Source organism: Streptomyces sp. NPDC089919 (genome assembly GCF_040684615.1).
In the GTDB taxonomy this organism is placed as follows: domain Bacteria; phylum Actinomycetota; class Actinomycetes; order Streptomycetales; family Streptomycetaceae; genus Streptomyces.
In genome coordinates, this window is sequence record NZ_JBFBGK010000165.1 from 1 (window position 1) to 12,032 (window position 12,032).

A 12,032-nucleotide genomic window follows, 5' to 3' on the forward strand; every position below is an offset into this window, starting at 1 on the left:
GTGCCCCTCCTTGCCCTCGGCGGCCTTGATCCGGTCGTGCAGGACGGGGATCCCGGCGGCACATGCCCCGGGCCCGCCCCGTCCTCGACCCGGCTCGCGGTCAGGGTGCCGTCAGGGCCAGCTCCAGCAGCCACTCGACGACCTCGGTGTGCCGGCGCGCCGCGGCCGGGTCCGCGCCCCAGGCGTACAGGCCGTGTCCGGCCACCAGCACGGCGGGGACCCGCGGGTCGAGGACCGCCTCCAGCCGGCCGCCGAGCACGTCCATGTCCTGGCTGTTCGCGATGACCGGGAGGACGACCTCCTCGTCGTGCGCCGACCGGCCGAGCCCCTTGAGCATTTCCAGGTCGCGGAAGGCGACGCCCGCCGGGTGCCGGCGCCCCGCCGCCACCGACGCCACGGTGTGCACGTGGACCACCGCGCCCGCGCCGGTGAGCCGGACCACCCGGGCGTGCAGGGCGGCCTCCGCGGACGGCCGGCCGGAGCCCGCGACCACCGGCTCTCCCCACCCGTCCACCAGTACTGTGTCGGCGGGGTCCAGTTCGCCCTTGTCCCGCCCGCTGGCCGTGACCAGCAGCCGCAGCGGCTCCCGTGAGGTCACCACCGACAGGTTCCCCGCGGTGCCGCGCATCCAGCCGAAGGACGCGAACCGCGCCGCCTCGCGCGCCAGCACGGCGCCCGCCTCGTCCGGGGCCACGACCGGCCCGGGGTGCACGCTCATCGTTCTCCGTCCTCGGCGGTGTGAAGGGCACGGGCGGCCGGGGCGACCCCGACCGCGTCGAAGGAGCCGGCCCGGGGGTGGGCCGCGGCCCCGTCCGGGTCCCCGGCGTGCGGCTCGCCCGGCCGGACCAGCCGCAGCGTGAGCCAGCCCGCCTCACGGGCCGCGTCCAGCTCGGCGGGCCGGTCGGAGAGGAACAGGGTCCGGCCGGGCGGCGTGCCCAGGGCCCCGGTGATGGTCCGGTAGGAGGCGGCGGCCGTCTTGGGACCGGCGTTCTCCGTGTCGTACAGCCCGTCCAGCAGCCCCAGCAGGTCGCCCTCGGCGGTGTGGCCGAACCAGGCGCGCTGGGCCGCGACCGACCCGGACGAGTACACGTGCAGCCGCAGCCCGCCCGCGTGCCAGCGCCGCAGCGCGGGCAGCACGTCCGGGTAGAAGTGCGGGACCAGCTCCCCGCGGGCGAACCCCTCGGCCCACAGCACCCCTTGGAGGGTCTTCAGCGGCGTGGCCTTGCGGTCCTCGTCGAGCCAGCTCTCCAGGGCGGCCTCGATCCGGGCGGTGTCCGCGGCGGGCTCGCCGAGCAGTTCGCGGACCTGGGCCACGGCCCGGACCACCCGCGGATCGCCGGCCCGCTCCCGCAGCACCGCCCCCATCCGCTCGCGGGCGTACGGGTAGAGCACGCCGGTGACGAAGCCGGTGGCGCTGGTGGTGCCCTCCACGTCCAGCACCACGCTGTCGGCGGCGAAGGGCGTCATCCGCGCGCCCCGGCGTACCCGGCCCGGATCTCGTCGAAGCCGGGGAAGCGCCCCGCGATGGGGCTGCCGGTGAAGGCGGCGACCCAGCCGTCCTCCTCGTGGAAGAACCGGATGGCGGTGAAGTCCGGCTCGGTGCCCATGTCGAACCAGTGGGTCGTGCCGCGCGGCACGCCGAGGAGGTCGCCCCGCTCGCAGTAGACCGCGTGCACCTCCGCACCGATGTGCAGGTAGAACACGCCGGCCCCGGAGACGAAGAAGCGCACCTCGTCGTCGTCCTCGTGGGTGTGCTCCTCGAGGAAGGCCTGCCGGGCCCGCGCGGCGCGCTCGGGCCAGTCGGGCGTGCCGTCGGGGTGCAGGCTCACGGCGTCGACCGTGGTGAAGCCCTCCTCGGCGACCAGCCGTTCGACCTCCTCGCGGTAGGCGGCGAGGACGGTGTCCGGGTCCGCGCCCGGTGGTACGTCGTCCCGCACCGGCCACTGCTCGTACCGGACGCCGACGGCCGCCAGGGCGGTGGCGACGGCCCGGGGGTCGGACGTGCGGCGCACGACGGTCCCGGGGCCGGACTCGGACCAGGTGGTCAGCAGCGTCATGGGCGCTCCAAGCGTGTGGGTACGGCGCGCCCGGCACCCGGCCGGACGGACTCCGATTCCCGATCGTAGGGCAATGCGCGTGCTGTTCCGAAAGTCTTTAAGGGTGCTTTCTCGCCTGCCGGGAAAAGAGATTTCCTTTCTCGCCCGGCGGGGGACGGCGGTGTTTTCTCGCACGGCGAGAAACGGCGCCCCTTCTCGCTGTGCGAGAAAGGAACAGGAAATCCAGGACACCCCCGCGCCCACCGCAATGCGGCCTCCACCTGCGGTGATGATGGGCGGTGCGCACGAAACACCGTGTTGACAATTGCTGGTCCCGATGGTTTTGCTACGCACTGGTCCACGGGGAATTCCGGTCCCGGACGCGAGGTGTCCGGGTGGCTGCAATGGACGACGAAGACTGAAGGTAGTGGGATGACTGAGCAGAGGCGGGCCGATTCCGGCGGGGAAACGGCGGGCGGGTGCCTGCACGACCGGTTCGCCCGGCAGGCGGCCCGGCGCGGTGACGCGGTGGCCGTGGTGCAGGGCGAGCGGTCGCTGACCTACGGGGAGCTCCACGACCGGGCGCTCGCCCTGGCCGCCCGGCTGCGCGCGGCGGGCGTCGGCCCCGACACGGTCGTCGGCCTCTACGCCGACCGGTCCCCGGAGATGCTCGTCGGCATGATCGGCATCCTCGAGGCGGGCGGCGCGTACCTGCCGCTGCGCCTGGACGACCCGGCCGACCGGATCGCGTTCATCCTGCGCGACGCGGGTGCCGCGGCGGTCGTCACCACCCCGGCGACCGGCGACCGGCCGCTCGACTTCGACGGCGTGCGGGTCCGCGCCGACCGTCCGCAGGAGGGCGGGCCCGCGGCCCCGGCGGCCGGCGCGGCCACCGGCCGGGCCACCGAGGAGAACCTGGCGTACGTCATCTACACCTCGGGCACCACCGGCGCCCCCAAGGGCGTGGCCGTGCCGCACCGGGCCGCCGCCCGCATCGTGCGCACCGGCCGCTACGGCACCTTCGACGCCGGCCAGACCTTCCTCCAGGCCTGCCCGCTCTCCTTCGACGCCTCGGTCTTCGAGATCTGGGGGGCGCTCGCCAACGGTGCCCGGCTGGTCCTGCTGCCGGACCAGCGCTCCTCCGCGGACGCCGTCATCGAGACGGTCCGCGCCCATGGCGTCACCACCTGCTGGCTGACCCCGACCCTCTTCAACCAGCTCGTCGACGAGGGACGCCTGAAGGACAGCGGACTGGAGCAGGTGGTCATCGGCGGCGAGGTGCTGTCCACCTCCCACCTGGCCGAGGCCATGCGCTCCACGGACATCCGCTTCTCCAACGGCTACGGCCCCACCGAAGCCGGCGTCTTCACCTGCTGCCACGTCTTCGAGGAGGCCGACCTCGACCACTCCCCGCCGCCGGTCGGCGCACCGCTGCCGGGCACCCTCGTGTGGATCCTCGACGACCGGATGCGGCCCGTGCCGGACGGCACCACCGGCGAGCTCTACATCGGCGGGGACGCCCTGGCCCGCGAGTACCACAACCGGCCCGACCTCACGGCCGGGGCCTTCCTGCCCGACCCGTTCGGATCCACCGGCGGCGACGGCCGGATCTACCGCTCCGGCGACCTCGCCCGGATGCTGCCGGGCGGTCTCGTCCAGGTGCTCGGCAGGGTCGACAGCCAGGTGAAGGTCCGCGGCAACCGCGTGGAGCTGACCGAGGTGGAGGCCGCACTGCTCGCCGAGCCGACCGTCGCCCAGGTGGCCGTGGTCGACCGGGAGAGCGCCGGCCAGCGGGTGCTCGCCGCCTTCGTCCTGCCCGCCGAGGGCGCCGAGCCCACCGTCACCGCCCTGCGCGGCGCTCTCGCCGCCCGGCTGCCCGACTACATGGTCCCGTCGGAGTTCCACCGGGTCGACCGGCTGCCGCTCACCCGGCACGGCAAGACCGACCGGGCGGCCCTGCGCGCCGACACCGGCGCCCCCGGGCTCCCGCTGGGCAGCGAGTACCGGCCCGCCGCCTCCGAGCTGGAGCAGCTGATCGCCGGCCTGCTCGGCGAGATCCTGGAGGGCGCCCGGGTCGGCCTGGACGACAACTACTTCGACCTGGGCGGTACGTCGATCACCCTCGCCCGGGCCCGCCGGCGCATCGAGGCCGCCACCGGCCTCCCGCTGCCCTCCACCGCCCTCTACGAATTCCCGACGGTCCGCCAGCTGGCCCAGGCCATAGCCGACTCCGAGGTGTGACACCTGTGAACCCCACCCCGGCGCAGCAGCGCCGCCCCGACATCGCCGTCATCGGCATGGCCGCCGACCTGCCCGGCGCCCCCGGCCTGGACGCCTTCTGGACCACCATCCGCGAGGGCCGCGAGAACATCACCCACGGCACGCCCCGGGTGCAGGAGGACCCGGCGACCGGCCGCCGCCGGGTGCACGCCCGCGGCCTCATCGAGGACGTCCGCCGCTTCGACGCCGAGTTCTTCGGCATCCCGCGGCGCGAGGCCGAGGTCCTGGACCCCCAGCACCGGCACCTGCTGGAGCTGTCCTGGAACGCCATGGAGGACGCCGGGTACGACCCGTACCGGCTGCGCGAGGACGTCGCCGTCTACACCTCCGTCGGCCCCAACACCTACTACCAGGGACGGGACTTCGAGGCCCGCTCGGCCGCCGAGCGGATGCTCGCCCAGCTGTCCAACGAACCCGACACGCTGCCCACCCGGATCTCCTACAAGCTGGGCCTGACCGGCGAGTCCGTCAACGTCCAGAGCGCCTGCTCCTCGGCCGCCGTCGCCGTGCACCTCGCCTGCGAGGCGCTGCGGGCCGGCCGGGCCGACATGGCCCTGGTCGGCGCCGTCAGCATCGGCACCGCCGAGACCCTGGCCTACGAGCACCAGGAGGGGTTCATCCTCTCCGGCGACGGCAGCACCAGGGCCTACGACAAGGGCGCCAGCGGCTACGTCGAGGGCGACGGCGGGGGCGTGCTGGTGCTGCGCCGCCTCGACGACGCCCTGGCCCGCCGCGACACCGTCCGGGCCGTGATCAAGGGCAGTGCGGTCAACAACGACGGCCGCGTCAAGGCCGGCTTCTCCGCACCCGGCGTCGAGGGCCAGGCCCGGGTCGTCCGGGCCGCCATCGAGGACGCCGGGGTGCCCGCCGAGTCCATCGGCATGATCGAGGGGCACGGCACCGGCACCCTGGTCGGCGACCCGATCGAGGTCCGGGCGCTGACCCGCGCCCACCGCACCTACACCCAGGGCACCGGGTACGCCGCCCTGGGCTCGGTCAAGCCCAACATCGGCCACCTGTGCTTCGCCTCGGGCATCGCCGGCCTCCTCAAGGCGGTCCTGTGCCTGGAGCACGGCGAGATCCCGCCGATGGCCGTCCTCGAGGAGCCCAACCCCGAGATCGACTTCGCCGGGACGCCGTTCTACCTCAACCGCGAGGTCCGGCCCTGGCCCGGCGAGGGCCCCCGCCGGGCCGGCGTGAGCTGCTTCGGCATGGGCGGCACCAACGCGCACTTCGTCCTGGAGCAGGCCCCGCAGAGCGCGCCCCGCGCCGCCGAGGAGGCGCCCCGGGCGCTGCCGGTCATGCTGTCCGGTGCCACGGACCAGGCCCTGCGCCAGGTCAAGCGGCTGCTGCGGGACCACCTGCTGACCCGGCCCGAAACCGACCTGAGGGACCTGGCGTACACGCTCGCCACCGGCCGCCGGCCGCTCGCCCACCGCTGGGCGGTCGCGGTCCGCAGCACCGCCGAGCTGCTGGCCGCACTGGACGGCGCCCCGGCGGCCGACGGCGCCGACGGCCCGGCCGCCGTACTGGCCCGGGCCTGGGCGGCGGGCGAATCCGCCGACCTGGCCGGGGCGTTCCCCGAGGACAGCCGCCGCATCCCGCTGCCCGGCTACCCCTGGCAGGGCGAGCCCCTGTGGATCGAGGCCGCGCCGCAGGACGACGACGCGTCCGAGGGCGTGCTGCTGGAGGCCCAGGAGCAGGCCCCGGTCGCCGACTGGCTCTACCGCCCGGCGTGGCGGCGCACCGCGCTGCCCCGCCCGTACCACCCCGGCGACCTGCCCGCCCCGGCGGGCGTCACCCTGCTCCTCGGGGGCGAGGACGGATCGCCGGGCGCCGCGCTCGCCGACGCCCTGGCCGCGGAGCTCGGGGCGACCGGCCGGACCGTGCTGCGGGTGGCGGCCGGGGACGCGTACGCGGTCCGCTCCGGACACCGCTTCGAGGTCCGCCCCGGGGCGGCCGAGGACCTGGACCGGCTGGTGGCCCGGGCCGTCGAACTGGACGGCTCGGTCTCGGAGGTCGTCCACCTGTGGTCCTGGGGGGAGCCCGCCGACCAGGACTCCGGCATCGCCCGCGGCACGCTCGGCGTCCTGCACCTGGTCCAGGCGCTCGCCGCCCGCCGGCAGCAGAGCGACCTGTGGATCGTCACGGAGAACGCGCAGAGCGCGCGCTCCCTCGGCGGTCCGGCGGCCGGCGCCCCGGACGACTCCTGCCGCACCCTGCGCGCGGAGGCCGCCGGGCTGCTGGGCCTGGCCAAGGTGATCCCCCAGGAGCACCCCGAACTGCGCTGCCGGGCGGTGGACTTCGCCCTGGGCACCCCCGCCGCCGAGGCCGTGCCCCGGCTGCTGGCCGAGCTGGCCGCCCCCGAGGAGGACGCCGAGGTGGTGATCCGCGGCGGCGACCGGCTCGTCCCGGACGTCGAGGCGGTGCCCGCCGCCGCGGCGGCCGGGCCCCGGATCAAGCCCGGCGGGGTCTACCTCGTCACCGGCGGCCTCGGCCGGATCGGCCTCCTGATCGCCGGGCACTTCGCCCGCACCGCGCCGGTGAAGCTGGCCCTGGTCTCCCGTACCGCCCGCAACGACGCCCCGGAGGCGGAGGCGCTGCGCGCCCTGGGCGCCGAGGTCGCGGTGCTGGCCGCCGACGTGGCGGACGAGGACGCGATGCGCGCGGTGGTGACCGAGGTCCGCACCCGCTGGGGCGGCATCGACGGCGTGGTCCACTCGGCCGGCATCGAGGAGAGCCGGAACTTCTCCTTCCTCGCCGAGACGGACACCGACCGTGCACGGGCCGCCCTGCGGCCGAAGGTCCCCGGGATCGCCGTCCTCGACCGCGTCACCCGCGCCGAGGAACCGGAGTTCGTGCTGGTCTGCTCCAGTCTCGACACCGTGCTCGGCGGCATCGCCTTCGGCATCTACTCGACCGCCAACCGCTACCTGGACACCTACGCCCACCGGCGCCGCGCCGAGGGCGCCCCCTGGACCAGCGTGGACTGGGACTCCTGGCGCTTCTCCACCGAGGACGGCGGCGCCGCCCGGATCGGCGCGGCGGCGGCCCGTACGGCCATCCGCCCGGACCAGGCCGGCGAGATCGTCGACGCCGTGCTCGCCGCGGACCAGGCGCAGTGCGTGGTCTCCACGGTCCCGCTGCCCGAGCGGATCGAGCGCATCCGGCGCTCGTTCGACCGCCGCCGCCGCGCCGCCGCCGAGGCGGGCACCGGCGAGGAGCTGACCCGGGCGTCCGTGGGCGAGACGGTCCGCACCGTCATCGCCGAGGTCACCGACACCGCCGGACCGCGCGAGGAGGACTCCCTCCTCGACGTGGGCTGCGACTCGCTCGCCCTGCTGGAGGCCGTGGTGCGGCTGGAGAGCGCCCTGCAGCTCAAGCTGCCGATGGCCGACCTGTGGGGGTGCACCACGCTCGCCGACCTCGCCGACGTCTGCTGGCGCCTCGCCGGCTCGCGGACCTCGCCGGACGCCGAGGCCGCGGCGGAGGCCATGCGCTACCTCGCCGGCTGACGGGAGCGGCCCGGGCCGGGCTGGCGGCGATCCCGCCCGCCCGGCCCGGGCGCCCCTCGACACCCAACCGACGCGTCTGTGACCGGACGCCGGCCGAAACAGGTACCCCCATGCAATTCGACCTCGCCACCGCGCGCGCCGACACGCCGGGCGTGGCCCACGTCGTCCACCTCAACAACGCCGGTGCGAGCCTGGCCCCGCGCGTCGTCACCGAAGCGATGACGGCCCACCTGACCCTGGAGAGCACGGTCGGCGCCTACGAGGCCGCCGAGCGCGCCCAGTCGGCCGTCGGCCGCGCCCACCACGCCGTCGCCCGGCTGCTGGGCGCCCGGTCCGACGAGATCGCGATCGTCGACAGCGCCACCCGCGCCTGGGGGCTGGCCCTCGCCAGCATCCCCCTGAAGGCCGGCGACCGGGTCCTCGTCTCGCCCGTCGAGTACGGCAGCAACCACCTCTCGCTGCTGCACCTGGCCGAACGCACCGGCGTCCGGTTGGAGTTCCTGCCCGTGGACGCGAACGGGCTGGTGGACCCGGCCGCGTTGGAGCAACGCCTGGACGACCGGGTCAAACTCGTCGCCATGGCCCACGTCCCGATGCACGACGGGCTGGTCAACCCGGTCGCCCGGGTGGGGGAGCTGGTGCGCCGCACCGACGCCCTCTTCCTCGTCGACGCCTGCCAGTCCGTCGGCCAGCTCCCGGTCGACGTCCGCGAGATCGACTGCGACCTGCTCGTCGGCTGCGGGCGCAAGTACCTCCGCGGGCCGCGCGGCACCGGCTTCCTCTACGTCCGCAGCGCCGTCGCGGACCGGCTCACCCCGACCGTGGCCGGCCTCGACGGCATCCAGTGGGACGCGGGCGGCTACCGGTTCGCGCCCGGTGCCCGCCGGTTCGAGACCTGGGAGGCCAACGCCGCGGCCCGGATCGGTCTCGGCGTGGCCGTCGACTACGCCCTGGGCTGGGGCGTGGAGCGCACCTGGCAGCGCATCCGCACCCTCGCCGCCGACCTGCGGGCGGACCTCGCCGCGATGCCGGGCGTCACGGTGGAGGACCGGGGGGTCGAACGCTGCGGCAACGTCGCGGTGACCTTCGACGGCCTGGACCCCTTCCACGTCCGGGGCGAACTGCTGCGCGCCGGCATCAACACCTGGGTGTGCCTGGACAACGCGGCCTGCCAGGACATGCGCCAGCGCGGCCTGTCCCGGTTGCTGCGCATCTCGGTGCACTACTACAACAGCGAGTCCGAACTCGAGCGCCTGCGCTGTGCGCTCGACCGGCTGACCACGGGATCGAAGGCAACGGTGTTCGCATGACCTCCTCCGCATGGATCAAGCGGCCCCGGCCGCGCCCGGACGCCCGGGCCCGGCTGTTCTGCGTCCCGCACGCCGGCGCGGGGCCGTCGTACTTCGCCCGGTGGGCGGCGGAGCTGCCCGAGTCGGTCGAGCTCTGCCTGGTGCACCTGCCGGGCCGGGAGGCCCGGCTGACCGAGCCGCCGCTGGACGACATCGGCGCGATCGCCCGGCGGTTCGCGGCCGAGGCGGCGCCCCTGCTGGACCTGCCCTTCGCGCTCTTCGGGCACAGCATGGGCGCGATCGTCGCGTACGAGGCCGCGCCCCTGCTGGCCGCGCCCCCGCGGCACCTGTTCGTGTCGGCGGCGCCGCCGGCGCACCGGCTCGTCGAGGAGCCGCCCGTCTCGCACCTGCCCGACGACGAGTTCCTGGCGGAGGTGCGGCGCGCCTACGCGGGCATCCCCGACAGCGTCTTCCAGGACCCGCGGCTGATGCGGCTGATGCTGCCGGCCATGCGCGCCGACTTCGCCGCGTACGAGCACTACCGCTGGACCGGGCGCCCGCAACTGGCCTGCCCGGTCACCGCACTGGGCGGCAGCGAGGACGCCCTGGTGCCGGCCGACTGCCTGGCCGGCTGGGGCGAGCTCACGGCCGCCGGCTGCACGGTACGCGTCCACGAGGGCGGGCACTTCTACCTGACGGACGTCCGCGACGAGGTCCAGGCGCTGGTCGCCGGGGTCCTCGTACCGGACCACGACCCCGAGGCGGCCGGCGTATGAGCGTGTGGACGGCGGACAGCGTCGAGACGGCCCGCAAGGCCGGCTGGGACGCGGTCCTGGACCCCGACGACCTGTTCCGCTCCCCGGGCTGGCTGGAGCTGGAGAGCGAGCAGACCAACCTGCCGCCCGTGTACTACCTGGCCGGCACGGACGACGGCGCGGCCGAGGCCGGGCTGTCCTGCTACCCGCTCGACGCGGCCTCCGAGCCCTGGCCCTTCATGCGGGTGGACCGCACGCTGCGGATGCTCGCGGAGCGGCACGGCGTCGAGGTCGGCCGACAGGCGGAGGCGGCCCTGGACGCGCTGCTGCCGACCTACCTGTGCGGCGGCCGGCGGGTGCCGAACACCGCCGTGCCCAGCGCCCCCGGACTCGACGCGGACCGGCGCCGGCAGCGGGTCGGGGAGCTGGTCGCCGCCGTCGAGGCGGACGCCCGCGACGGCGGGGTGGCCAGCGTCGCCTTCCTCTTCGCCGGGGCCGGGGACACCGCCCTGCGCGAGACCCTGCGCGCCCGCGGCTACCTGGAGTTCCCGACCGCCAACTACTCGACCATGCGGCTGCCAGGGCCGGGTTTCGACGCCTACCTGGAGCTGATCGCCCCCGACCGGCGGCGCAAGGTGCGCTACGAGCGGCGCCAACTGGAGGCGGCCGGGCTGCGGTTCACGGTCGAACCGCTGACCGGCCCGCTGACGGCCGAGCTGGTCCCGCTGCTGCTCCAGCACGGCGGCAAGTACGGGCACCGGTACACCGCCGAGGGGATGACCCGGAACCTGGAACTGCACGCCCGCCATTGCGGCGCGGCCGCCGAGGTGATCGCCGCCCGGGACGCCGACGGCGTGCTGCGCGGCTTCTCCCTCGTCGTGCGCCGGGGGGACCGGCTGTACGTCCGCCAGACCGGGTACGACTACGACTGGCTGGGCAAGCTGCCGCTCTACTTCGCCCTGTGCTTCTACGAGCCGGTCGAGCACGCCGGCCGCACCGGCGCCACCACCCTCGACTACGCGGTGGCCACCGAGCAGGCCAAGGTCTCCCGGGGCTGCGTCCTGGAGGAGCGCCTGGGCTACCTCAAGGCGTTCGACGCCGGCACCCACGAGTCCGCGGCCGGCCTGCTCCGGCTGCTCGGGCAGCCCGCCTGACGCTCCCGCACCACCCCGGCGCGGTACGCCCGTACGTCCGCGCCGGTCCCTGTACGCCCACGCACCGAAGGCCACTTGCCATGTCCCGCCGCCTGTTCACCTCGGAGTCCGTCACCGAGGGCCATCCCGACAAGATCGCCGACCGGATCAGCGACACGATCCTCGACGCGCTCCTCACCGAGGACCCCGCCTCCCGGGTCGCGGTCGAGACCCTGATCACCACCGGCCAGGTGCACGTGGCCGGGGAGGTGACCACCCGGGCCTACGCCCCGGTTGCCGCGCTGGTGCGCGACACGGTCCTGGAGATCGGCTACGACTCCTCGAAGAAGGGCTTCGACGGCGCCTCCTGCGGCGTGTCGGTGTCCATCGGCGCGCAGTCCCCGGACATCGCGCAGGGCGTGGACACCGCCTACGAGCAGCGGGTCGAGGGCGCCGCCGCCGGTGCGGAGGGCGACGAGCTCGACCGGCAGGGCGCGGGCGACCAGGGCCTGATGTTCGGCTACGCGTGCAGCGAGACGCCGAACCTGATGCCGCTGCCGATCGAGCTGGCCCACCGCCTCTCGCGCCGCCTCTCCGAAGTCCGCAAGAACGGCACCCTCGGATACCTGCGCCCGGACGGCAAGACCCAGGTCACCGTCGAGTACGACGGCGACCGGCCGGTCCGGCTCGACACGGTCGTGGTCTCCTCGCAGCACGCCCCGGACGTCGACCTCGACGCCCTGCTCGCCCCCGACGTCCGGGAGCACGTGGTCGAGCACGTGCTGGCCGGCCTCGCGGCGGACGGCATCAAGCTGGACACCGACGGCTACCGGCTGCTGGTCAACCCGACCGGCCGGTTCGAGATCGGCGGTCCGATGGGTGATGCGGGTCTGACGGGTCGCAAGATCATCATCGACACGTACGGCGGGATGGCCCGTCACGGTGGTGGCGCGTTCTCGGGCAAGGACCCGTCGAAGGTGGACCGCAGTGCCGCGTACGCGATGCGCTGGGTGGCCAAGAACGT

At 75.1% G+C, this 12,032-nt stretch carries 9 protein-coding genes; 6 read left to right on the forward strand and 3 right to left on the reverse strand.

The window, feature by feature from the left end; genetic code table 11:
• Window positions 1-100: 100 nt before the first annotated feature.
• From mtnB to AB0O40_RS36095, 3 genes are read right to left on the reverse strand one after another with little or no spacing between them, the layout of a single operon-like run.
• Window positions 101-718, reverse strand: a complete 618-nt coding sequence (mtnB, locus tag AB0O40_RS36085) for a methylthioribulose 1-phosphate dehydratase (protein WP_365050191.1) — start codon at window positions 716-718, stop codon at window positions 101-103.
• On the reverse strand, window positions 715-1,467 hold the full coding sequence (gene mtnC, locus AB0O40_RS36090; protein WP_365050193.1) for an acireductone synthase: 753 nt from the start codon (window positions 1,465-1,467) through the stop codon (window positions 715-717). Before mtnC ends, mtnB begins: the two co-directional genes overlap by 4 nt.
• Complete coding sequence (locus AB0O40_RS36095) at window positions 1,464-2,057, reverse strand: cupin (protein WP_365050195.1); 594 nt, start codon at window positions 2,055-2,057, stop codon at window positions 1,464-1,466. Before AB0O40_RS36095 ends, mtnC begins: the two co-directional genes overlap by 4 nt.
• Window positions 2,058-2,468: 411 nt before the next feature.
• Between AB0O40_RS36095 and AB0O40_RS36100 the strand changes: the two genes are divergently transcribed.
• The 6 genes from AB0O40_RS36100 to metK form a co-directional block, all read left to right on the forward strand.
• Window positions 2,469-4,277, forward strand: a complete 1,809-nt coding sequence (locus AB0O40_RS36100; protein WP_365050197.1) for a non-ribosomal peptide synthetase — start codon at window positions 2,469-2,471, stop codon at window positions 4,275-4,277.
• Between the two features lie 5 nt (window positions 4,278-4,282).
• A complete protein-coding gene (locus AB0O40_RS36105) occupies window positions 4,283-7,831 on the forward strand; it encodes an SDR family NAD(P)-dependent oxidoreductase (protein WP_365050199.1) in 3,549 nt (1,182 codons plus the stop codon).
• 110 nt (window positions 7,832-7,941) lie between these two features.
• Window positions 7,942-9,141 (forward strand): aminotransferase class V-fold PLP-dependent enzyme, encoded by a 1,200-nt coding sequence (locus tag AB0O40_RS36110; protein ID WP_365050201.1) that lies wholly within the window; start codon window positions 7,942-7,944, stop codon window positions 9,139-9,141.
• Window positions 9,138-9,896 carry an alpha/beta fold hydrolase gene (locus AB0O40_RS36115; protein ID WP_365050203.1) on the forward strand — a complete coding sequence of 253 codons (759 nt, stop codon included), beginning with the start codon at window positions 9,138-9,140 and terminating at the stop codon, window positions 9,894-9,896. Before AB0O40_RS36110 ends, AB0O40_RS36115 begins: the two co-directional genes overlap by 4 nt.
• Window positions 9,893-11,029, forward strand: a complete 1,137-nt coding sequence (locus AB0O40_RS36120; protein ID WP_365050205.1) for a GNAT family N-acetyltransferase — start codon at window positions 9,893-9,895, stop codon at window positions 11,027-11,029. Before AB0O40_RS36115 ends, AB0O40_RS36120 begins: the two co-directional genes overlap by 4 nt.
• An 80-nt stretch (window positions 11,030-11,109) precedes the next feature.
• On the forward strand, window positions 11,110-12,032 hold a 923-nt coding region (gene metK / locus AB0O40_RS36125; RefSeq protein ID WP_365050207.1), incomplete at its 3' end, for a methionine adenosyltransferase.